Below are 24,037 nucleotides of genomic sequence, written 5' to 3'. Positions count from 1 at the left end.
GAACGGCCCGTCGCACGTGGGTTATCCACAGGCGGCGGGCCGTCGTCCTGCCCAGCCGTTAGTGTGGGCCCTCGTCCGAGACGTCCCGCTGTCCCCGCCGGACACAGACGTCCACCGCAGTCCATCGAACCGGGGCCCGTACCTCGATGTCCGTGCACAGCCATTCGGCAGCCCGTCACGACGCAGCTGCCGCACCTGAGTTCCCGCGCCACGTCGTGACCGCGGTGCTCGTCTCCCACGACGGCGCCCGCTGGCTCCCCGAAGCGCTCGCCGGGCTGCTCGGCCAGGAGCGCCCCGTGCAGAACGCGGTGGCGGCCGACACCGGCAGCGCGGACGACTCCGCCCAGCTGCTCACCGACGCCCTCGGTGCCGACCACGTCCTGCACCTCGCCCGCCGCACGGGATTCGGCCAGGCCGTCGAGGAGGCGACCCGCACCGCCGGTCTGCTGACCCCGGACGACCTGCCCTACCTGAAGCGGCCGAGCGGCTGGGACCCCGTCACCCGCAGCTGGCGCGACGACGCCTACGACATGCCGGACCTCCCGTACGGCGAGCCCGAGCAGTGGCTCTGGCTGCTGCACGACGACAGCGCCCCGGAACCCGACGCCCTCGCCCACCTGCTGCGCGTCGTGGAGAACGAACGCGAGCTGGGCCACGAGGTCGCCGTCGTCGGCCCCAAGCTCCGCGGCTGGTACGACCGCCGCCAGCTCCTCGAGGTCGGCGTCACCATCGCCAACTCCGGCCGCCGCTGGACCGGACTCGACCGCCGCGAGCAGGACCAGGGACAGCACGACCACGTCCACCCGGTCCTCTCCGTCTCCACCGCCGGCATGCTCGTCCGCCGCGACGTCTTCGAGGAGCTCGGCGGCTTCGACCGCCGACTGCCCCTGATGCGCGACGACGTCGACCTGTGCTGGCGCGCCCAGGCCGCCGGCCACCGCGTCCTCGTCGCCCCGGAAGCGGTCGTACGGCACGCCGAGGCCGCCTCCCGCGAGCGCCGCACCGTCGACTGCGTGGGCCGCACCTCCGCGTCCCCGCACAAGGTCGACAAGGCGGGCGCCGTCTACACCCTCCTCGTCAACGCCCGCACGGCGCAGCTCCCCTGGATCCTGGTCCGCCTGGTCCTCGGCACCCTGCTGCGCACCGTCGCCTACCTCGTGGGCAAGGTCCCCGGCCAGGCCGTCGACGAGATCCGCGGCCTGCTCGGCACCCTGCTGCGTCCGGAGCGGATCATCGCCGGCCGCCGCAGGCGCGGCCGCCCCCAGGTCGACAAGGGCGAACTGCGCCCGCTGTTCCCGCCGCCCGGCGCGACCGTGCGGGCCACCGTCGAGCAGGTCGCCGGCAACCTGGTGGGCCGCTCCGACGCCGAACTGACCACGGGCGCCGGCCGGCACGGCGGCGCCGTCGAGTCCGGACCCGGCGGCGACGACGGCGACTTCCTGGAGATCGAGCAGTTCGCCCGGCTCAAGCGCATCGCGCGCAACCCCGGCCCGATGGTCTTCCTGGTCCTCCTGTTCGTCTCGCTCCTCGCCTGCCGCGCCCTGCTCGGCGGCGGAGCCCTCGCGGGCGGCGCGCTGCTGCCCGCACCGTCGGACGCCTCCGATCTCTGGGCCCGCTATGCCGACGGCTGGCATCCGGTCGGCGCGGGCGACACCCAGGCCGCCCCGCCCTACCTCGCGCTCGTCGCGCTGCTGGCCTCCCTCCTCCTCGGCTCGACCGGACTCGCGGTCACCGTGCTCCTCGTGGCGTCCGTGCCGCTCGCCGGTTTCGCCGCCTACTTCGCCTCGCGCCCGCTGGTCGAGTCCCGCCTGCTGCGCGCCTGGGCCTCCGTCGCCTACGCCTTCCTGCCCGCCGCCACCGGCGCGCTGGCGGGCGGCCGCATCGGCACGGCCGTCCTCGCGATCCTGCTGCCGCTCCTCGCGCGCGCGGGCGTCGCGGCGAGCGGCCTCGCGCACTCCTCGGGAGCGCGCGGCAGCTGGCGCGCCACCTGGGCCTACGCCCTGCTGCTGACGTTCACCACGGCGTTCACCCCGATCGTGTGGCCCCTCGCGCTGATCCTCGGCCTCGCGCTCCTCGCGGTGCGCCGCAGGGAACTGTCCGCGTACGGACCGCGGTTCCTCGCCCAGTTCGGCACCCCGCTCCTGGTCCTCGCCCCCTGGTCGCTCACGCTGCTGCCGTTCGGTTTCTTCAAGGAGGCCGGCCTGGAGTACGGAGCGAGCGCGGCCTCCGCGCTCGATCTGCTCGGCGCGAGCCCCGGCGGCCCGGGCACGGTCAGCGGCCTGATGCTCTTCGGTGTCGTGCTCGCCGCGCTCGCTGCCCTGCTGCGCACCGACCGTCAGGCGGGGATCAGGACCGCCTGGGTCGTCGCCCTGGTGGCGCTCGTCCTCGCGGTCCTGTCCAACAGCTCCACCTGGGCCGGCCCCGCCACCCTCGTCTACGGCCTCGCGCTGCTCTCCGCCGCGGCCGTCGGAGCCGACGGAGCCCGCGCGCGGGTGGCCGAGCAGAGCTTCGGCTGGCGTCAGCCGGTCGCCGCGCTCATCGCCTTCGCCTGCGCCGCGGGACCCCTGCTCATCGCCGCCGGATGGATCATCGGCGGCGCCGACGGACCCGTGGAGCGCCGCGACCCGGTGCAGGTGCCCGCGTTCGTCGCCGAGGAGAGCGGCACCCGAGACCAGGCCCGCACCCTCGTTCTCGACAGCCGCTCGGCCGCCCAGGTCCGCTATACGCTCGTCCGCGGCTCCGGCGCCCGCCTCGGCGACGCCGAACTGGCCTCGGCGGGCGGCGAGAACAAGAAGCTCGACAAGGTCGTCGCCAACCTCGTGGCGGGCTCCGGCGCCGACCAGGCCGACGAACTCGGCGGCTTCGCCGTGCGGTACGTCCTGGTCCGCAAGGGCGCGCCCCGCGAGGTGAGCCGCGTCCTGGACGCCACGCCCGGTCTGACCCGGCTCAGCCAGCAGGACGGCAGCGCCCTGTGGCGTGTCAACCGGCAGGTCTCGCGCGCCGCGATCGTCCCCGCCTCCGGTGAACCCCAGTCCATCGCCGCCGGACCGGTCGAGGTGCACACCACCGTCCCGACCGGCGCCGACGGCCGCGTCCTGCGGCTCGCCGACAGCGCCGACCCGGGCTGGACGGCCACCCTGGACGGCAAGCCCCTCACCCGCACCACGGTCGACGGCTGGGCCCAGGGCTTCGAACTGCCCACGGGCGGCGGCCGGCTGGACGTCACCTTCGACGCCCCGCTGAGCCACATCGCCTGGCTGTGGGCGCAGGGCGCGCTCGCCCTCGTCCTCGTGGTGCTCGCCCTGCCGGGCCGCCGCCGCGACGTCGACGACGACCTCCCCGAGGAGCGGGCCGTGCCCGCCCAGGACACCACGGGGGACGGCCGCCGCGCCCGCCGTCTGCGCGCCCAGGCGGAGGCGGAGGCCGAAGGATCCGACGAGGACCTCGACGGCGTCACCGCCGTGGACGAGGAAGTCCCGGCCGGCGCCGTCCCGCACCAGCAGACCTACGGCGAGTGGGACACTCCGAGCTACGCGGGCGCCGAGTACGGCACGTACGGCGCCGAGCAGTACGACGGCACCGGTGAGTACGCGACCGGCGGCTACCAGCAGCCGTACCAGGCGGACCCCTACCAGGGCGGCCAGTACGACCCGTACGCCTACGGCGGCACGCCCTACGACCCGGCGTACGGCCAGGGCTACGACGCGAACGGCCGGCCGTACGACGCCCAGGGCCAGGGCTACGGCACGGGCGAGCAGGGCTACGACCCGGCGTACGACCCCACGCAGCCCCCGCCGCACGGCACCGACAGTGAGCGCCCCGACGGGAGCCAGCAGTGAACCGCACCACCCTGTCCCTGATCGCCGGCGCGACCGCGCTCGCCGCCGTCACCGGATTCGCCACGCTCCAGTCCCCGGACGCCTCCGGGGACGACACGGCACGGGCGGCCGCGCGACTGCCCGTGGAGCGCACCAGCCTGCTCTGCCCGCAGCCGAGCACCTCCGACATCGCCGACACCGCGTACACGTCGTTCACCCCCGTCGCGGACGGCGCGGGCGCGGGCGGCAAGGCCGAACTGACGGCGGCCACCGAGGAGTCGGACGGCGGCAAGAAGAGCGGCGGCAAGGCGACCGAGCCCGTCGTGCGGGTCAAGGAGCCGGGCAAGCCCGCGACCGGTGACGCCTCGGGCTCCCAGGCGCCCGCGCTCGTCGGCACCGCGGAGGGCAGGTTCGCGCCCGGCTGGACGGTCCAGGAGACCACCGACGTCGCCGTGGGCACCGGACGCGGCCTGCTCGGCACCAACTGCACCGCTCCGGACACCGAGTTCTGGTTCCCGGGCGCGAGCACGGCCGACGACCGCACCGACTATGTGCACTTGACCAACCCGGACGACTCCGCGGCCGTCGTCGACATCGACCTGTACGGCAAGGACGGCACCCTCAAGTCCACGGTGGCCGACGGGATCACGGTCCAGCCGCACGCCGGCGAGCCGATCCTGCTGAACACACTGACCGGCGACCCGCAGACCAACCTCACGGTGCACGTGACGGTCCGCAGCGGCCGTGTCGGTGCCGCCGTGCAGGCGCTGGACGACAAGATCGGCGGCGACTGGCTGGCCGCCTCCGCCGACCCGGCCGGCAGCCTCGTCCTGCCGGGCATCCCCAAGGACGCGACCTCCGTGCGCCTGGTCGCCTTCGCGCCCGGCGAAACGGACGCCGACCTGAAGGTCCGCCTCGCCTCGCCCTCGGGCCTGATCACCCCGGCGGGCCACGAGACGCTGCACGTGAAGGCCGGCATGACCTCCGCCGTCGACCTCGGGGACGTCACCCGCGGCGAGGCCGGCTCCCTGGTGCTCACGCCCAGCGACGCCTCCGTTCCGGTGGTCGCCGCCCTGCGGGTGGTGCGCGGCAAGGGCGACCGGCAGGAGACCGCGTTCATCCCGGCCACCGCTCCCGTCGGCACGCGTGCGACGGCGGCGGACAACAGCGCCAAGGGGTCCACCCTCGCGGTCACCGCCCCGGGCAAGGGGGCCACGGTCAAGGTCACCGCTTCCGCGGGCAGCGGCGGCGGCACCGCGGTCTCGAAGACGTTCACCATCAAGGCCGGCACCACGCAGAACGTCGAGGCGCCGGTCCCGAGCGGCCTCAAGGGCACCTACGCCCTCACCGTCGAGCCGGTCTCCGGAGGCCCGGTCTACGCCTCCCGGATGCTGGCCACGACCCAGGACGGCGTTCCCGCGTTCACCGTCCAGACCCTCCCGGACGACCGGGGCACGGTCTCGGTACCGGAGGCGGACCAGGACCTCTCGGTGCTGCTCGGCAAGTGAGCCGGGGAGGCTGACCGCGTACGGGTGATCTCCGGCCGGTGACGCGGCCGGGGCGATCCCGTCCTCGGCTCAGTCCTCGCCGTACCGGGGATCGACGGTCTCCGGGGTCAGCCCCAGCAGCTCCGCGACCTGTTCCACGACGATCTCGTGCACCAGGGCCGCGCGCTCGTCCCGGCCCTTGGTGCGGATCTCGACCGGCCGGCGGTAGACCACCACGCGTGCGGGACGGCCCTCGCGTGCGGCGATCGTGCCCCCCAGGGGCACCGCCTCGTCGTTCCAGCCGTCGCCCGAGCCCTCCAGGCGGGGCACTTCGAGGACCATGAAGTCGATGTCGGCGAGCTGCGGCCAGCGCCGCTCCAGCCGCTCCACGGAGTCCTGCACCAGGTCCGCGAACACTTCGGCGCGGCTCGCCGCGAGCGGCACCTGGGGCGGCGCCACGGGGCCGCGCATGCCGCGGCCATGGCGGTCACGACGGCGGGGACCGGCTGGTGCGGCGGGAGGCGGTACGGGGTTGTCCATCACTGACGAAGAGTAGTCCCCGCCCGGCCCGGCCGCCCGGCCCCACGCTGCGCCGGATCACCGCCCTCCCGGCCGACACCCGGTGATCCTGCTTCTGTTCCGGATGTCGCCCGATGACCATTCCGGCCAAGGTTGGGCTCGATTCCGTATCTCTCCAGGACCGTCGCTGACATGGCAATTGACCCGATGTGTACCAAGTGGTGATCGGACACAGGCCTGTTCGGTCCTGCCGGCGGTGATGTCCCCCCAGGTCAGGGGGTGATGATCGCGATGCGGTGTGGGCCGTCTCACAGAACGACACGGTGGGGTGACCTGGGGGAGAGTCGTCGCGGCCCGCTCAAGAGTGCGGTACCGTCCAACGTCGTGAGCCCTGTACGTCGCTGTTCGCGCACCGCTTGCGGCCGTCCCGCCGTCGCGACGCTGACGTACGTCTACGCCGACTCGACCGCGGTCCTCGGCCCGCTCGCCACCTACGCCGAACCCCACTGCTACGACCTGTGCGCCGAGCACTCCGAGCGCCTCACCGCGCCGCGCGGCTGGGAGGTCGTCCGGCTCGCCGACTCCTCGGGTCCCGCCCGCCCGAGCGGTGACGACCTGGAGGCGCTGGCGAACGCGGTGCGCGAGGCGGCCCGCCCTCAGCAGCGCACGGCCGAGGCCGGTGGCGGCGGCGCCCGCTCGGCCGACCCGATGGAGGTCGCGCGCCGCGGCCACCTGCGGGTCCTCCGCTCGCCGGACAACTGAGCGCCCCCGCGGCCCGCCTCGCGCGGCCGGACCGACAGCCCCGCACCGCTGTCCACGCGCCGGGCGTCGACGTCTCCTGACGGCCCCTCGGGTCCACCCCGCCCCGCGAGACCCCGGGCACCCGTCCCGGACGCCGTGCCGGTCGAGCGCACGGCCTCGTCGATCGCATCGGGCCGCGCACACCCATTGACGTGAAGTTGTCGCGGACACGACGATTCCGTCTGCCGTGAGAAACCGCTTTCGCGTCACGGAATCCCGGGGAGGCACCCGTGTACGTCCAGGAGCTGGAACCCGTCGCCGACTCGCTCGGCCTGTCTGCCCTCGTGGCCGCCCTGCCCCTCGTCGTCGTGCTGGTCCTGCTCGGCGGTGTCCGCATGAAAGCCCACCTGGCGGGCCTGGCGGGCCTTCTCGCGGCCGGACTGGTCGCCTGCCTCGCCTACGGCATGCCGGTCGGCCAGACGCTCTCCAGCGCCGCCCAGGGCGCCGCGTTCGGCCTCTTCCCCATCCTGTGGATCGTCGTCAACGCCCTGTGGGTGTACCGGATGACCGTCCGCACCCGGCACTTCGACATCCTGCGCCGCTCCTTCGGGCGGCTCTCGGACGATCCGCGCATCCAGGCACTCGTCGTGGCGTTCTGCTTCGGCGCGCTCCTCGAAGCCCTCGCCGGTTTCGGCGCACCCGTCGCGATCTGCTCGGTGATGCTGGTCGCCCTCGGCTTCGACCCCGTCCGCGCGGCGGTCGTCGCCCTCGTCGCCAACACCGCCCCGGTCGCCTTCGGCGCGATGGGCACACCGGTGGTGACGCTCGCCCAAGTCACCGGCCTGCCGCTGGACTCGGTCGCCTCCGTGGTGGGCCGGCAGACACCGCTGCTCGCGCTGGTCGTCCCCCTGATACTGGTCGGGCTGGTCGACGGCAGGCGCGGACTCCGGGAGACCTGGGTGCCCGCCCTGGTGTGCGGAGTCGCCTTCGCCGCGGCCCAGTTCGCCGTCTCCAACCACCTCTCCGCGCAACTCGCCGACATCGCGGCCTCCTTGGCCGGCGCCGCAGCCCTGGTCGCCGTGCCGCGCACGCGCGTACCCGCCCCGAGTCCGTACGGGCGTCGGTCCTCACCGGCACCCGCAGCGAGGACCTCGACGAGCCGGACCCGCGCCGCGAAGTCCTGCGCGCCTACGCGCCGTACGCCCTGATCGTCCTGGTCTTCTCGGTCGCGCAGATCCCGGTCGTGAAGGACTGGCTCGCGGGGGCCACCCGGACGTACGACTGGCCCTTCCTGGACGTCGTCGGCCCGGACGGCAAGCCGGTGGGCGGAAACGTCTTCACCTGGCCGATCGTGGCGACCGGCGGCACCCTCGTCCTGATCGCCGGACTGTGCACCGCCGTCGTGCTCGGGGTGCACGCGCGTGTGGCGGTACGGGAATGGCTCGCGACCGTCCACGAGTTGAGGTTCGCGATCCTCACCGTGACGTCCGTGCTGGCGCTGGCCTACGTCATGAACCTCTCCGGACAGGCCGCCACCATCGGCCGGTTCGTGGCGGCCGCCGGAGCCGGGCTCGCCTTCCTGTCACCCGTCCTTGGCTGGTTCGGCGTGGCCGTGTCCGGCTCCGACACCTCGGCGAACGCCCTCTTCGGCGCCCTCCAGGTGAGCGCCGCGAAGGAGTCGGGGCTGTCGCCCGAACTCCTCGCCGCCGCCAACAGTTCGGGCGGTGTCCTCGGCAAGATGATCTCGCCGCAGAACCTGACGATCGCCTGCGCGTCGGTCGGGCTCGCGGGCCGGGAGGGCGACCTCCTGCGCAAGGTGCTGCCCTGGAGCCTCGGGCTCCTGCTCGTGATGTGTCTCATCGTGGTCGGACAGAGTTCGCCGGTGCTGTCCTGGATGCTGCCCTGAGCCGCGCACCGACCCCTCCCGGGGCCGATGCGTCGGCGCCCGCCCGGGAAGGGCCGGTTCCGCAGGTCGCGGTTGTGCTCCACCGTGGCTCGGTACGCCGCCCGGTCGGCCCGGAAGGGTAGTTTGGGCCGACCGAAGTGGACTTCTGGAGGGTTGGCCCGTGACTGCTGATCTGTCGCAGCTCGTGAAGGCGTACGACGTGCGCGGGGTGGTCCCGGACCAGTGGGACGAGCCGCTGGCCGAGCTGTTCGGTGCCGCGTTCGTCCAGGTGACCGGAGCCGACGCCATCGTGATCGGGCACGACATGCGGCCCTCCTCGCCCGGACTGTCCCGGGCCTTCGCGCGCGGAGCGGCCGCCCGCGGCGTCGACGTCACCGAGATCGGCCTCTGCTCGACGGACCAGCTCTACTACGCCTCGGGCGCGTTCACCCTCCCCGGCGCCATGTTCACCGCCTCGCACAACCCCGCCCAATACAACGGCATCAAGATGTGCCGGGCGGGTGCGGCCCCCGTCGGCCAGGACACCGGCCTGTCCGAGATCCGCCGGCTCGCCGAGTCCTGGCTCGACTCCGGCGCCCCGGCCCCGGCCGCGGACGTCAAGCCCGGCACGATCACGAGCCGGGACACGCTGGAGGACTACGCGGCCTACCTCCGCTCGCTGGTCGACCTGACGTCCGTCCGCCCGCTGAAGGTCGTCGTCGACGCGGGCAACGGCATGGGCGGACACACCGTCCCGACCGTCTTCGCCGGGCTGCCGCTGGAACTGGTCCCGATGTACTTCGAACTGGACGGCACCTTCCCCAACCACGAGGCCAACCCGCTCGACCCGGCGAACATCGTGGACCTCCAGAAGCGGGTCCGCGAGGAGGGCGCCGACCTCGGCATCGCCTTCGACGGCGACGCCGACCGCTGCTTCGTCGTGGACGAGCGCGGCGAGCCGGTCTCCCCGTCCGCGATCACCGCGCTGGTGGCCGCCCGCGAACTCGCCAAGCACGGCGGCGGCACCGTCATCCACAACCTCATCACCTCCTGGTCGGTCCCGGAGGTCGTCCGCGAGCACGGCGGCACCCCGGTCCGCACCCGCGTCGGCCACTCCTTCATCAAGGCCGAGATGGCCACGTCCGGCGCGATCTTCGGCGGCGAGCACTCCGCCCACTACTACTTCCGCGACTTCTGGAACGCCGACACGGGCATGCTGGCCGCCCTCCACGTCCTCGCCGCGCTCGGCGGACAGGACGGCCCGCTCTCCGGACTCGTCGCGGAGTACGACCGCTACGCGGGCTCCGGCGAGATCAACTCCACCGTCGACGACCAGGCCGCCCGCCTCGCCGCCGTCCGGGCCGCCTACGAAGGACGCGAGGGCGTCACCATCGACGAACTCGACGGCCTGACGGTCACCACCGAGGACGCCTGGTTCAACGTCCGCCCCTCCAACACCGAACCCCTCCTCCGCCTCAATGCCGAGGCCCGCGACGAGACGACGATGACGAAGGTCCGCGACGAGGTGCTGGCCATCATCCGCGGCTGAGCCCTCCCGCCCGGCGTGCCACGGGCGCGCCGGGCCCTAGCGGACCCGGGACGCGTACACCCCGGAACGGCCGGACACGCCCTGCCGCGCCCGGCTCCGCGCGCCTGACGAACAGGCCCCCGCGCCCCCGCGCCGGGCTTCCCGCAGCGGTACCCTGACCAGGCCGCATCCACCGTTTCGGAAGGACACCCCATGCCGCTCGAAGCCGGCCTCCTGGAGATCCTCGCCTGCCCGGCCTGCCACGCCCCGCTCAAGGAGCAGGAGACCGAGCTGATCTGCACGGGAGCGGACTGCGGCCTCGCCTACCCGGTCCGCGACGGCATCCCCGTCCTCCTGGTCGACGAGGCCCGCCGCCCCGCCTGACCCGCACCGCCGCCCGCCAGGACAGGCCCCCGCGGCGCCGCCCCGGTCCGCCCTGCGGGCCGACCGGCAGCTCCCCTGACCGGCGACGACACGCAACGACAAGCGACCACAGGCGACAGCGTCGCCGTCGTCCGCACGGGACACCGGCGACGCCCGTCCCGCTCGGCGACCGGCGCCGCACCCGGCCGGTCCCCGGTCCGACCCAGCGCCGCTCGGCACCTCACGCGAGCGACCCCGTGCACGCGACACCGGCGGCCGGCGCGCAGACGCCGCCCCGGCGATCGGAGGCTCCCGACCCCATGCTCGACGAATCGCTGCTCGACGACCCCGACGCACTCGCCCGGGCCGACCGGCGGGCCCTGCTCCGCGGCGCGGCCGAGGCCGGCGCCCGGGTGCGCACCGCGGTCCGGCACGCCGCCGAGGCCGGGATCTCCGAGCTCAAGCCGGACGGCCGCCCCCGCGCCGTCCTGATCGCCGGCCCCGGCATGGCCGCCACCGGCGTCGCCGAGTTCCTCGGCACCCTCGCCGGCGCGAGCTGCCCCGTCACACGGCTCACCCCCCAGGGTGTCGCCCCCGCCGCGGGCGCCCTGCGCTGGGAACTGCCCGGCTGGGCCGGCCCCGTCGACCTGCTGCTGATCGCCACCCCCGACGGCAGCGAACCCGGCCTGGACCTCCTCATCGAGCAGTCCTACCGGCGCGGCTGCACCGTCGCCGCCGTGGCCCCCGCCGGCTCCCCGCTCTCCGGCTGGGTGACGGGAATCCACGGCCTCTTCGTCCCGATGGCGACCGCCCCGTACGAACCGGAGGAGCCGATCGCGGCCTCCGCGCCCGGCGTCCTGTGGGCGCTCCTCACCCCGCTGCTCGCGCTCCTCGACCGCACCGGCCTCGTCTCGGCCCCGCCGGAGGCCCTGCAGAAGGTCGCCGACCGTCTCGACCGCGTCGCCGAACGCTGCGGCCCCGCGATCGCCGCGTACAGCAACCCCGCCAAGACCCTCGCCGTCGAACTGGCCGAGGCACTCCCGGTCATCTGGACGGAAGGCACCTCGGCCGGACCGGCCGGCCGCCGTTTCACCGCCGCGCTCGCCGAACTCGCGGGCCGCCCCGCGCTGGCCGCCGAACTCCCCGAGGCCCTCGCCTCGCACAGCGTGCTCCTCGCCGGAGCCCTCGCCGCGGGCGCCGACCCCGACGACTTCTTCCGTGACCGCGTCGAGGAGGCCCAGGCGCTGCACGCGCGCGTGGTGCTGCTCCGCGACCGCCCCATCGGCGGGATCAGCGCCGCCCCAGCCGCCCGCGAACTCGCCCTCACCCACGACACCGCGATCAGCGAGCTCGAACCCGAGGAGGGCGGCGAACTGGAGACCCTCGCCGAGCTGATCGCCACCACGGATTTCGCCGCCGTTTACCTGGCGCTCGCCTCGGGGGCCTGACCTGGGGCCGGGGCCCCGCGACCGGCGCCCCGGCCACCGGGTCCGCCGACCGGAACCCGCCGCCACGCCTCCCCACCGGCCCCGCACGGAGCGGGCCGCGCAGCGCACGTATGGAGAAGAAGACACCGATGGACCGCCTCGACAACACCGTCCGCCCCTACGCCTGGGGCTCCACCACCGCCATCCCGCACCTGCTCGGCGTGGAACCGACCGGCGAGCCGCAGGCGGAGATGTGGATGGGCGCCCACCCGGGCGCACCCTCGCGCACGGAGCGCGGTCCGCTCGACGAGGTCGTCGCCGAGGACCCGGAGAAGGAACTCGGCCGTGCGGCCGTCGCCAAGTTCGGCCCCCGCCTGCCGTTCCTCCTCAAGCTCCTCGCCGCCGGTGCCCCCCTCTCCCTCCAGGTCCACCCCGACCTCGAACAGGCCCGCGAGGGCTACGAGGACGAGGAGAGCCGGGGCGTCCCCATCGACGCCCCGCACCGCAACTACAAGGACGCCAACCACAAGCCCGAACTGATCTGCGCCCTCACCGAGTTCGACGGACTGTGCGGCTTCCGCGCCCCCGGGGAAGCGGCCGACTTCCTCGCCGCACTCGACGTCGACGCCCTCAAGCCGTACGTCGACCTGCTGCGCGCGCACCCCGAGGAAGCCGCCCTGCGCGAGGTCCTCACGGCCGTCCTCGGCGCCGACCCCGACGAGATGGCCCGCACGGTCACCGAGACCACGGCCGCCTGTGCCCGCCTCGGCGGCGACCACGCCCCGTACGCCGATCTCGCCCACCACTACCCGGGCGACCCCGGGGTCATCGCCGCGATGCTCCTGAACCACGTCCGGCTCCAGCCCGGCGAGGCCCTGTTCCTCGGCGCCGGCATCCCGCACGCGTACCTGAACGGCCTCGGCGTCGAGATCATGGCCAACAGCGACAACGTCCTGCGCTGCGGCCTGACGCCCAAGCACGTCGACGTCCCCGAACTCCTGCGCGTGGTCCGCTTCGAGGCGAGCGACCCCGGCGTCCTGCGCCCCGAGGCGTCCGCCGACGGCGAGGAGCTCTACGCGACCCCCATCGACGAGTTCCGCCTGTCCCGCTACTCCCTCTCCGAAGGCGCCGCCCCCCGCGACCTCACCCGCGACACCCCGCAGATCCTGCTGTGCACGGCGGGCTTGGCCCGCGCCGACGGCATCGACCTGACGCCCGGACACTCGGTGTTCGTACCGGCCGGCGAAAAGGCCGAAGTGTCCGGGTCCGGCACGATCTTCCGTGCGACAGTGGTGGCCTGACGGGACGACAGCGCAGGCCTGAGGCGCCGCTGCCGGCCCGGGCTGCAAGAATGGCCCACCGCAAAGGGCGGGCAAAGCCCGGACCGGGGTACGAGGGTACGAACGGGGTCCGGACGGCGTACGAAGGGACAGCAGGAGCAGATGAGCGCTTCAGGCGGCACCAAGGCGATCGTGGCGGCACTCGGCGCCAACCTCGCGATCGCGGTAGCGAAGTTCGTGGCGTTCGCGTTCAGCGGGTCCTCCTCGATGCTCGCGGAGGGCGTCCACTCGCTCGCCGACTCAGGCAACCAGGCACTCCTGCTGATCGGAGGCAAGAAGGCCCAGCGCGAGGCCACCCCGGAGCACCCCTTCGGCTACGGCCGCGAGCGCTACATCTACGCGTTCCTCGTCTCGATCGTCCTGTTCTCGGTCGGCGGCATGTTCGCCGTCTACGAGGGCTACGAGAAGATCAAGCACCCGCACGCGATCGAGCACTGGTACTGGCCGGTGGGCGTCCTGGTCTTCGCGATCATCGCCGAGGGCTTCTCGTTCCGCACGGCGATCAAGGAGTCCAACCAGATCCGCGGGACGCACTCCTGGTCCCAGTTCATCCGCCGGGCCAAGGCCCCCGAGCTGCCCGTCGTCCTCCTGGAGGACTTCGGCGCGCTCATCGGTCTGGTCCTGGCCCTGTGCGGCGTCGGCATCGCCCTGCTCACCGGCGACGGCACCTGGGACGGCATCGGCACGATCTGCATCGGTGTCCTGCTCATCCTGATCGCCCTGGTCCTCGCCGCCGAGACCAAGTCGCTGCTGCTCGGTGAGTCGGCGGGCCCGGAGAACACCACGAAGATCGAGGCCGCGATGGTCGACGGCGACACGGTCACCCGCATCATCCACATGCGCACGCTCCACCTCGGCCCCGAGGAACTCCTCGTCGCGGCGAAGATCGCCGTCCGGCACGACGACACGGCCACCCAGGTCGCCTCCGCGATCGACGCGGCCGAGGCCCGTATCCGCGAGGCCGTCCCGATCGCCCGGGTGATCTACCTGGAGCCGGACATCTACAGCGAGGCGGAGGCCGTCAAGGGCGCCGACCGCGACGCCACCCCCGGCGGACCGGCCCAGTCGCCGTCCGACCACTGACCTCTCGTCCGTACGACATCGGGGCCCGCCTGAGATCTCAGGCGGGCCCCGACGTCGTCCAGCGGCCGGGCGGTCGCGGTACCTCCGACTACTCGATCTCGCTCAGCACCGCGAGGATCGCCCGCGCGTCCGCCGCGGCCGTCAGCCGCTCCCGGAAGGCGGGGTCCATCAGCTTGCGCGACAGCAGCGCCAGGATCCTCAGGTGCTCGTCGCCCGCGGCGGCCTCCGGCACGGAGATCATGAACACCAGCCGGGCCCTGGTCCCGTCCAGCGAACCCCATTCGATGCCCGCGTCGGAGCGCGCGAACGCGACGACCGGGGCGCTCACGGCGTCCGTCTTGGCGTGCGGGACCGCGATCTCCTCGCCGAGGCCCGTGGTGCCCTGCTCCTCACGGCGCAGCGCCGTCCGCACCAGCTCCTCGACGTCCCGGACCTTGCCGGAGGCGGCGAGCAGTCCGGCCATCTCGCGGATCGCGGACTCCTTGTCCTCGGCCGCGAGCCGGACCGTGACGGTCTCCTCCGTGACGTAGCCGGAGAGCACCTCGGCCTCGTCGGCGACAGCGGTCGCCGTCGATCCCGCGCCTGTGGCCGCGGAACCGCCGGACACGGGCGCCCCAGTGGCCTCGGCGGTCGGGCCGCTCTCCTTCGCGAGGGCGGCGCGCACCGGTCCCGTGGCGCCGCCGGTCCCGGGGACGGCGACCGCGGCGGCGAGCGCCGGCTCGGGCGTCCGCGCCGAGGGGACCGGCACCTCGCCCCGCCGCCTGCGCTCACTGACGTCGACCAACGTGACGGTCGTCAGCGCCGTCACCGCGGTACCGATGGCGACGGCCACGAAGAACATCGGCACGCCGCCCACGGCACCCAGCACCGCCACGATCGGCCCGCCGTGCGGGACGGCGTCGCTGACCCCGGCGAGTCCGGCGACCGCACCGGCCACGGCACCGCCGAGCATGTTCGCGGGAATGACCTGCGCGGGCCGCGCCGCGGCGAACGGGATGGCGCCCTCGGAGATGCCGAAGCAGCCCATGAACAGCGAGGCCAGTCCCGTCTCCCGTTCCTGCTCGGTGTAGAGGCGCTTGCGGATCAGGGTGGCCACGCCCTGGCCGAGCGGCATCACGGGAATCGCGGCGGCGCACATGCCCATCACGGTCTGGTTGCCGGTCGCGATGAGCCCGGAGCCGAAGAGGAAGGCCGTCTTGTTGACCGGCCCGCCCATGTCGAACGCGATCATCAGGCCGAGGATCGCGCCGAGCAGCACGGCGCTGGTGCCGGTCATCCCGCTGAGCCAGCTGGTCAGGTGCTCGAAGACCCACGAGATCGGCTTCCCGATGACGTAGATGAAGAAGAGGCCGAGAGCCGTCGTCGCGACGATGGGGATCACGATGATCGGCATGATCGGCTGGGCGAACTTCGGGACCTTGACCTTCTTGATCCACAGGACCAGATAACCGGCGAGGAAGCCGGTCACGATCGCTCCGATGAACCCGGCCCCGGACTTGGAGTCGTACAGCGCGCCGGTGTTGGCGATCCACCCGCCGATCATGCCGGGCACGAGCGCGGGCCGGTCGCCGATCGCGTAGGCGATGTATCCGGACAGGATCGGCACCATCAGCGTGAAGCCGATGACACCGATGTTGTTCACGTCCGTCCAGAAGGAGTCCTTGGGGATGACCAGGCCGCCGGAGGGGTCGGTGTGCCCGCCGAGCGAGAGCGATATCGCGATCAGCAGCCCGCCGACCACCACGAACGGGATCATGTAACTGACCCCGTTCATCAGCGCCTTGTACGGCAGGCTCCGCTCCTTGCCGCCGCTGCCGCCCTTCCCGGAGGTCGGCGCGGGACCGTCGGCGGTGTGCACGGGCGCCGACCGGACCTGCTCGATCAGCCGCTCCGGATGGTGGATCCCCTCTGCCACCCCGACGGTGATCACCCGCTTGCCCGCGAATCTGCCGAGGTCCACATCCTTGTCGGCCGCGACGATGATCCCGTCGGCGGTTCTGACATCGTTGTCATCGAGCACGTTCTCAGCCCCGATGGATCCCTGCGTCTCCACCTTCATGTCGATCCCGAGCCGCTCCGCAGCCTGCGAGAGCTTCTCGGCCGCCATGTACGTGTGCGCGATGCCGGTCGGACACGCGGTCACCGCCAGCAGCTTCAACCGCTGCGGCTCGTCACCGCCGTCGCCCGTGGGGGGAGGGCCGGCCGGACTGGTCACGTCGATCTCCTAACGCCTGCGGCGCCCTGAACGCCGCGTTCACGCGGGCGGCACGCCTCGCGGACGCCCGCGGAACCACTGACATGTTTCCGATGCCCTGGCACCCCTGCCCACGATCGAAGACGCCGAACATCACCCCCTCCCCGTCCCCGTCCCCGTCCCCGTCCCCGGGCCCGGAGCCCTCCCGATCCCCCGGCCCGGAGGCCCCCACATCCGCAGGCCGGGAGCCCATGACCCCGGCAGCCGCGGCCCGTGGCGCAGCGCCGCCAGGACCCCTCGGCCCCCGTCCCGGGACACGGTCCCTTCCGGAGGCGGACTGGGGACGGGCGGGCTCACCGGTGTAGCTTGGGTGACTGAGCCAGACGTCGCTGCTGATGGCGGTCGGGCGGTCCCCCCGCGGACCGGCCGAGGGAGAGAGGGCCTCCGACGGACTGCGCTGCGCGCACCGGGCACCCCTGTGTCCTGCCGGGGCACGTCCGTGCCCCTCTCGGGCATCCGTATGTGCCCACCGCCGCGCAGAACAGCCCAACTCGCCCCGAACCCGAGGAGCAGCTCGTCATGACGACTGTCGACAGCCGACTGGACTTCAAGGTCGCCGATCTCTCGCTGGCCGACTTCGGCCGCAAGGAGATCACCCTCGCCGAGCACGAGATGCCCGGCCTGATGTCGATCCGCAAGGAGTACGCCGCGGCGCAGCCCCTGGCCGGCGCCCGCGTCACCGGATCCCTGCACATGACGGTCCAGACCGCCGTCCTCATCGAGACCCTCGTCGCCCTCGGCGCCGAGGTCCGCTGGGCCTCCTGCAACATCTTCTCCACCCAGGACCACGCGGCCGCCGCCATCGCCGTCGGCCCGAACGGCACACCCGACAACCCCCAGGGTGTCCCGGTCTTCGCCTGGAAGGGCGAGACCCTGGAGGAGTACTGGTGGTGCACGGAGCAGGCGCTGACCTGGCCGAACACCCCCACCGGCGGCCCGAACATGATCCTGGACGACGGCGGTGACGCCACCCTCCTCGTCCACAACGGCGTGAAGTACGAGAAGGACGGCAAGGTCCCCTCGGCCGACACCGCCGAGAACGAGGAGCACCGCGTCGTTCTCGAACTCCTCAACCGCACCATCAGCGAGGGTTCGCAGAAGTGGACCCAGCTCGCCTCGGAGATCCGCGGCGTGACCGAGGAGACCACCACCGGCGTCCACCGTCTGTACGAGATGCACCGTGACGGCACCCTGCTGTTCCCGGCGATCAACGTGAACGACGCCGTCACCAAGTCGAAGTTCGACAACAAGTACGGCTGCCGCCACTCCCTGATCGACGGCATCAACCGCGCCACCGACACCCTCATCGGCGGCAAGACCGCCGTCATCTGCGGCTATGGCGACGTGGGCAAGGGCTGCGCGGAGTCCCTGCGCGGTCAGGGCGCCCGCGTGATCATCACCGAGATCGACCCGATCTGCGCCCTGCAGGCGGCGATGGACGGCTACCAGGTCACGACCCTCGACGAGGTCATCGACAAGGCGGACATCTTCGTCACCACGACGGGCAACAAGGACATCATCATGGCCGCGGACATGGCCAAGATGAAGCACCAGGCGATCGTCGGCAACATCGGCCACTTCGACAACGAGATCGACATGGCCGGCCTCGCCAAGATCCCCGGCATCGTCAAGGACGAGGTCAAGCCGCAGGTCCACACCTGGAAGTTCCCCGACGGCAAGGTCATCATCCTGCTGTCCGAGGGCCGCCTGCTGAACCTGGGCAACGCGACCGGACACCCGTCCTTCGTGATGTCCAACTCGTTCGCGGACCAGACCCTGGCCCAGATCGAGCTGTTCACCAAGCCCGAGGAGTACCCGACCGACGTCTACGTGCTGCCGAAGCACCTCGACGAGAAGGTCGCCCGTCTCCACCTGGACGCGCTCGGCGTGAAGCTCACGACGCTCCGCCCCGAGCAGGCCTCGTACATCGGTGTCGAGGTCGAGGGCCCGTACAAGTCGGACCACTACCGCTACTGAGCACACCCGCCGAGCAGCGGTACCCCCGCTCGGCGTCCGGATGTCAGCAGGCCCTCGCCCTCCCGGCGGGGGCCTGTCCCCGATGAGGACCTGAACGCCCATGCCCCGCGGCCGCTATTCGCTCCATGATCCGCACGATCACACCCCCCTCGGCGAAGAACACTTCCACTGCGCGCCCGGCCCCTCCGGCTGGCGCTACGTCGCCCAACTCACCACCCCCTCCACGACGGGACCCGACGGCCTCCCCGGGGAGAACACCGTCACCGGCTCCGTCGACCTCGCCGTCGACGAACTCGGCCGACCCATCCGGCTCGAACTCCACTCCGCGAACTGGCAGGTGCGCGGCGCCGCCATCGACGGCGTGACCTGGGTCCGCACCGACCCCGCCGGCACCGAGGCGACCGAAGGAAACGTGGCTGCCCACGCCTTCACCGGCACCTCTCCCGCGTTCCTCGTCGCCACCGCCCGCCTCCTGCGCCTCACCCCTTCCGCCGGCACCGCGGCAACCCGCGTTCGCCTCGTCTCCTTCACCGGCCCGGTCCTCGCCCCGCGCACCCTCGACCAGTCCTGGGCCTTGATCGAAAGCGAAACACACAGCACTGACAACGGCCCCCTGACCGTGGACGAATACCAGGTCACAGCCTTGGACACAGGGGAACAGCACGCTGTCCACATCGCGGGGGACGTGGTGCTCGCGGCCCCCGGCATCGAGCTGGAGGACCTGGAGTCGCCTCCGTCGGCGTTCACCTGACGGCAGGGCAGGGCAGGGCACGGCAGGCACGACGCGATGCGACGCCGACGAACGGGCGTCGTCCGGCGTGAAGGGCGAGATCCGACCGTGCGGAAAGGGACCCGCTCGTGAAGAGAGGGCCTCGCTCGCACCGGGGAGAACGGCTATGCGGGCGGCGCGAACCCCGTCGCCGGCCGCTCGTCCTGTCCCGGCCCACCTGCGGGCCGACCCGGGTCGACCGAGCGATCCCGCCCGTCCTGGGACGGATCGGGCTGCTGACCAGAGGGTGGCCCACCCTGAGGGGTGTGGCCGCCGTGATTTCCCTGCGCGGGATAGCCGGCCGGCGCGAGGGGTGAGGCATAGCCGGTGTTGGCGGGCGGCGGGGGATAACCGCCGTGCCCCATCGGCTGGGGGTATCCGCCAGGGACCTGCGCGAAGGGGTATCCGCCAGGACCTGGCGGATAGGGGTATCCGCCAGGAACGGGCTGGGGCATTCCGGCAGCCGCGCCGCCTCCGAAGACCCGACGAGCCTCACGGGCCTGCCGCTCCTGCACCACGGCCGCCAGGTACGCCCCCGCGGGCACACCCTGCGGCGGCGGTGTTCCCGTACGCGTCGCGAGATCCATCGCGAGCCGTTCCGCCATCGCCCCGCCCACTCGCGGATCCAACTGCCCCATCCGCGTCAGGTACTGGCGGATGGCCAGCCACAGCCCGTCCGGCACCGCGGACAGGTCGAGCTCGGCGAAGCGTCCCGCGAGCCAGGGGGGCGGCGGGGGAACATGAGGCATACGCCCCACCGGAATCCGCTCACGCACCACGAGGGTCCCGGCGAACACGTCCCCGAGCCGACGACCGCGCTCCGACACCAGCGAGGCGATGCACGCGACGATGCCGAACGTCATCAGGATCTCGACGACCCCCACCGCCCCGCGCACCAGCGCGTGCCGGAACCGGATCGGCCCGCCGTCGTCCCGCACCACCCGCAGCCCGCACGCCAGCTTCCCCAGCGACCGGCCATGGCTGAGCGTCTCCACCGCGATGGGCACGCCGACCAGCACAAGAAGGAAGCTCGCGATCGACAGAGCGACCTGCGCCGCGTCGTCCAACGCGGCGGTCGCGGCGACGAGCCCGATCGTCACGACGAGGTAGACCACCATCGCCGCGGCGAGGTCGAGCACGACGGCCAGCGCCCGGCTCGGCAGTTTCGCGGGACGCAGCTCCAGCGCCACCGCCTCGCCCGTCACAAGCTCACTCACACGTGCCGCCCTTCCCCTGACCTGCCCCGAGAACCGCCAGTCTGCCAAGCTGAGCGCACTTCGCGCCGCAGTAAGACAAGCTGACATCGACCAAGAGTCGCCGACGAGCAGCCGAGGAGCAGGCAAACCGATGGACCTCGACGTCTTCGTCTCCGCCCACCGAGCCGAGTGGGACCGACTCGAAGCCCTCCTGCGCCGTCAGCGCCGCCTCGACGGGGCCGAGGCGGACGAACTCGTCACCCTGTACCAGCGAACCGCCACCCATCTCTCGCTGATCCAGTCCAGCGCGCCCGACCCGCAGCTCACCGGCCGGCTCAGCCAACTCGTGGCACGCGCGCGGAGCGCCGTGACCGGCACCCGCCGAGCCTCCTGGCGCGACGTCACCGGCTTCCTGACCCGCGGCTTCCCCGCGGCGGTCTACCGCTCCCGTCACTGGTGGGTGCCCATGGCACTGCTGTCCACCGCGGTGGCTGCGCTCCTGGGCTGGTGGATCGCCGCGCACCCGGAGGTCCAGGCCTCGATCGCCGCGCCCAGCCAGCTCCGCGACCTCACCCGTCCCGGTGGCGAGTACGAGACCTACTACTCCAGCCACCCCGCCGCGTCGTTCGCGGCCCAGGTATGGACGAACAACGCCCAGGCCGCGGCCATGTGCCTCGTCCTCGGCATCTTCCTGGGTCTCCCGGTGCTCTGGATCCTCTTCCAGAACATGCTCAACGTCGGTGTCGGCATCGGCCTGATGTCATCGGCCGGCCGCCTCGACACCTTCCTGGGACTGATCCTTCCGCACGGCCTGCTCGAACTGACCGCCGTGTTCGTCGCCGCGGGCACCGGCCTGCGACTGGGCTGGACGGTCATCGACCCGGGCCCGCGTTCCCGCCGCACGGCGCTCGCCGAGGAAGGCCGCGCCGCACTGGGAATGGCTGTCGGCCTGGCGCTGGTGCTCTTCGTCTCGGGTGCCATCGAAGGCTTCGTCACACCGTCCGGCCTGCCCACCTGGGCGCGCATCGCCATCGGCATCGCGGCCGAACTGGCCTTCCTCTTGTACGTGTACGTGCTCGGAGGCCGGGCGGTCCGCTCGGGCGTCACAGGCGACGTCGACGCCTCCGAGCGCAGCGCCACTCTCCCCACGGCCGCCTGATGTGCGTGGGCCTCCGCTGAGCTGCTAGTCTCCTCTTCGCCCCAAGGGACCCGTTGACACGGGTTGCTCGGGGAGGTAGATTAGAACAGTTGCCTAGAACTGGACACGTCCGGCGGCAGCGGTTAGAGTCTGCGAGCTTCTCCAAGCAATCGATACGTCGATTCGAAGAAGCCCCCCTCTTGATGATTCAGAAACGGTCGCCGGTAAATCCGGCCCACACCTTCTGATAAAGTCGGAGTCGCTGAAAAGGAAAGCGCGAAAAGCGCGGAACTTGAAAGCACCGAGGAAATCAGGCCCGAAAGGATCTGATAGAGTCGGACTCGCCGGAAAGGGAAACGCGAAAGCGAAAACCTGGAAAGCGCCGAGGAAATCGGATACGGAAACGGTCTGATAGAGTCGGAAACGCAAGACCGAAGGGAAGCGCCCGGAGGAAAGCCCGAGAGGGTGAGTACAAAGGAAGCGTCCGTTCCTTGAGAACTCAACAGCGTGCCAAAAATCAACGCCAGATATGTTGATACCCCGTCTCCGGCCGATCGGCCGGGACGAGGTTCCTTTGAAAAAGTCCTGCCCCTCGGGGTAGGCGCACAGCGAGGACGCTGTGAACGACCGGTCCTATTCCGACCGGTTGTTCCGCTCTCGTGGTGTCGTCCCGATTACGGGAAAACATTCACGGAGAGTTTGATCCTGGCTCAGGACGAACGCTGGCGGCGTGCTTAACACATGCAAGTCGAACGATGAAGCCCTTCGGGGTGGATTAGTGGCGAACGGGTGAGTAACACGTGGGCAATCTGCCCTTCACTCTGGGACAAGCCCTGGAAACGGGGTCTAATACCGGATAACACTCCTGCCTGCATGGGTGGGGGTTAAAAGCTCCGGCGGTGAAGGATGAGCCCGCGGCCTATCAGCTTGTTGGTGAGGTAGTGGCTCACCAAGGCGACGACGGGTAGCCGGCCTGAGAGGGCGACCGGCCACACTGGGACTGAGACACGGCCCAGACTCCTACGGGAGGCAGCAGTGGGGAATATTGCACAATGGGCGAAAGCCTGATGCAGCGACGCCGCGTGAGGGATGACGGCCTTCGGGTTGTAAACCTCTTTCAGCAGGGAAGAAGCGAAAGTGACGGTACCTGCAGAAGAAGCGCCGGCTAACTACGTGCCAGCAGCCGCGGTAATACGTAGGGCGCAAGCGTTGTCCGGAATTATTGGGCGTAAAGAGCTCGTAGGCGGCTTGTCACGTCGGTTGTGAAAGCCCGGGGCTTAACCCCGGGTCTGCAGTCGATACGGGCAGGCTAGAGTGTGGTAGGGGAGATCGGAATTCCTGGTGTAGCGGTGAAATGCGCAGATATCAGGAGGAACACCGGTGGCGAAGGCGGATCTCTGGGCCATTACTGACGCTGAGGAGCGAAAGCGTGGGGAGCGAACAGGATTAGATACCCTGGTAGTCCACGCCGTAAACGGTGGGAACTAGGTGTTGGCGACATTCCACGTCGTCGGTGCCGCAGCTAACGCATTAAGTTCCCCGCCTGGGGAGTACGGCCGCAAGGCTAAAACTCAAAGGAATTGACGGGGGCCCGCACAAGCAGCGGAGCATGTGGCTTAATTCGACGCAACGCGAAGAACCTTACCAAGGCTTGACATACACCGGAAAGCATTAGAGATAGTGCCCCCCTTGTGGTCGGTGTACAGGTGGTGCATGGCTGTCGTCAGCTCGTGTCGTGAGATGTTGGGTTAAGTCCCGCAACGAGCGCAACCCTTGTTCTGTGTTGCCAGCATGCCCTTCGGGGTGATGGGGACTCACAGGAGACTGCCGGGGTCAACTCGGAGGAAGGTGGGGACGACGTCAAGTCATCATGCCCCTTATGTCTTGGGCTGCACACGTGCTACAATGGCAGGTACAAAGAGCTGCGAAGCCGTGAGGCGGAGCGAATCTCAAAAAGCCTGTCTCAGTTCGGATTGGGGTCTGCAACTCGACCCCATGAAGTCGGAGTTGCTAGTAATCGCAGATCAGCATTGCTGCGGTGAATACGTTCCCGGGCCTTGTACACACCGCCCGTCACGTCACGAAAGTCGGTAACACCCGAAGCCGGTGGCCCAACCCCTTGTGGGAGGGAGCTGTCGAAGGTGGGACTGGCGATTGGGACGAAGTCGTAACAAGGTAGCCGTACCGGAAGGTGCGGCTGGATCACCTCCTTTCTAAGGAGCACTTCTTACCGAGTCCTTCGGGGCGAGGTCAGAGGCCAGTACATCGGCGAATGTTCGATGCTGGTTGCTCATGGGTGGAACGTTGATTATTCGGCACTCAAGTCATCTCGGGCTGCAAGTACTGTTCTTCGGAGCGTGGAAAGCTGATCACGAGTGGCGAGGGTGTCGGGCACGCTGTTGGGTGTCTGAAGGTACGGCCGATGGTTGGCTGCCTTCAGTGCCGGCCCCAGTGAACTCCGGTGGTAACCGGGGGTGATGGGTGGTTGGTCGTTGTTTGAGAACTGCACAGT

At 71.3% G+C, this 24,037-nt stretch carries 14 protein-coding genes, 1 rRNA gene and 1 pseudogene; 13 read left to right on the top strand and 3 right to left on the bottom strand.

Going from position 1 to position 24,037, the window contains the following annotated elements; genetic code table 11:
- Window positions 1-146: 146 nt before the first annotated feature.
- Together B0675_RS05650 and B0675_RS05645 are read left to right on the top strand one after the other, a co-directional pair.
- Entirely contained in the window at window positions 147-3,839 is a 3,693-nt protein-coding gene (locus B0675_RS05650) for a glycosyltransferase family 2 protein (protein ID WP_081217648.1), read from the top strand.
- Window positions 3,836-5,326, top strand: coding sequence for a DUF5719 family protein (locus B0675_RS05645; RefSeq protein ID WP_081217647.1), 1,491 nt, complete (start codon window positions 3,836-3,838; stop codon window positions 5,324-5,326). Before B0675_RS05650 ends, B0675_RS05645 begins: the two co-directional genes overlap by 4 nt.
- A 69-nt stretch (window positions 5,327-5,395) precedes the next feature.
- Here B0675_RS05645 and B0675_RS05640 read toward each other — a convergent pair whose 3' ends face one another.
- Entirely contained in the window at window positions 5,396-5,845 is a 450-nt protein-coding gene (locus B0675_RS05640; protein WP_081217646.1) for a metallopeptidase family protein, read from the bottom strand.
- A 270-nt stretch (window positions 5,846-6,115) separates the two neighbouring features.
- Between B0675_RS05640 and B0675_RS05635 the strand changes: the two genes are divergently transcribed.
- From B0675_RS05635 to B0675_RS05605, 7 genes and pseudogenes are all read left to right on the top strand, one after another.
- Window positions 6,116-6,586: a DUF3499 domain-containing protein gene (locus B0675_RS05635; RefSeq protein WP_081221605.1), complete on the top strand. Its 471-nt coding sequence runs from the start codon at window positions 6,116-6,118 to the stop codon at window positions 6,584-6,586.
- A gap of 269 nt (window positions 6,587-6,855) precedes the next feature.
- Window positions 6,856-8,471: pseudogene (locus tag B0675_RS05630) on the top strand (L-lactate permease).
- A 160-nt stretch (window positions 8,472-8,631) separates the two neighbouring features.
- Complete coding sequence (locus B0675_RS05625) at window positions 8,632-9,999, top strand: phosphomannomutase/phosphoglucomutase (RefSeq protein ID WP_081217645.1); 1,368 nt, start codon at window positions 8,632-8,634, stop codon at window positions 9,997-9,999.
- Between the two features lie 192 nt (window positions 10,000-10,191).
- Window positions 10,192-10,362, top strand: coding sequence for a Trm112 family protein (locus B0675_RS05620; protein WP_078943765.1), 171 nt, complete (start codon window positions 10,192-10,194; stop codon window positions 10,360-10,362).
- Window positions 10,363-10,661: 299 nt separating this feature from the next.
- Entirely contained in the window at window positions 10,662-11,789 is a 1,128-nt protein-coding gene (locus B0675_RS05615; protein ID WP_081217644.1) for an SIS domain-containing protein, read from the top strand.
- 128 nt (window positions 11,790-11,917) lie between these two features.
- Window positions 11,918-13,069, top strand: a complete 1,152-nt coding sequence (manA, locus tag B0675_RS05610; RefSeq protein ID WP_081221604.1) for a mannose-6-phosphate isomerase, class I — start codon at window positions 11,918-11,920, stop codon at window positions 13,067-13,069.
- A 141-nt stretch (window positions 13,070-13,210) separates the two neighbouring features.
- Entirely contained in the window at window positions 13,211-14,191 is a 981-nt protein-coding gene (locus B0675_RS05605) for a cation diffusion facilitator family transporter (RefSeq protein ID WP_081217643.1), read from the top strand.
- Between the two features lie 88 nt (window positions 14,192-14,279).
- On the opposite strand, the gene B0675_RS05600 is transcribed toward B0675_RS05605, so the two are convergent.
- Entirely contained in the window at window positions 14,280-16,406 is a 2,127-nt protein-coding gene (locus B0675_RS05600) for a fructose-specific PTS transporter subunit EIIC (protein ID WP_081217642.1), read from the bottom strand.
- A 558-nt stretch (window positions 16,407-16,964) separates the two neighbouring features.
- Between B0675_RS05600 and ahcY the strand changes: the two genes are divergently transcribed.
- Window positions 16,965-18,422, top strand: a complete 1,458-nt coding sequence (gene ahcY / locus B0675_RS05595) for an adenosylhomocysteinase (protein WP_081217641.1) — start codon at window positions 16,965-16,967, stop codon at window positions 18,420-18,422.
- 100 nt (window positions 18,423-18,522) lie between these two features.
- On the top strand, window positions 18,523-19,173 hold the full coding sequence (locus tag B0675_RS05590) for a hypothetical protein (protein ID WP_081217640.1): 651 nt from the start codon (window positions 18,523-18,525) through the stop codon (window positions 19,171-19,173).
- 143 nt (window positions 19,174-19,316) lie between these two features.
- Here B0675_RS05590 and B0675_RS05585 read toward each other — a convergent pair whose 3' ends face one another.
- Entirely contained in the window at window positions 19,317-20,408 is a 1,092-nt protein-coding gene (locus B0675_RS05585) for an RDD family protein (RefSeq protein WP_081217639.1), read from the bottom strand.
- A gap of 130 nt (window positions 20,409-20,538) precedes the next feature.
- Between B0675_RS05585 and B0675_RS05580 the strand changes: the two genes are divergently transcribed.
- Both B0675_RS05580 and B0675_RS05570 read left to right on the top strand, forming a co-directional pair.
- A complete protein-coding gene (locus B0675_RS05580) occupies window positions 20,539-21,546 on the top strand; it encodes a stage II sporulation protein M (protein ID WP_081217638.1) in 1,008 nt (335 codons plus the stop codon).
- Window positions 21,547-22,212: 666 nt separating this feature from the next.
- Window positions 22,213-23,738 (top strand): 16S ribosomal RNA (locus B0675_RS05570).
- Window positions 23,739-24,037: the final 299 nt, after the last annotated feature.

This window comes from Streptomyces sp. M41(2017), assembly GCF_002078175.1.
Taxonomy (GTDB): Bacteria; Actinomycetota; Actinomycetes; order Streptomycetales; family Streptomycetaceae; genus Streptomyces.
The sequence above is the reverse complement of the archived record's forward strand: the minus strand, read 5'-3'. Positions and strand labels throughout refer to the sequence as shown.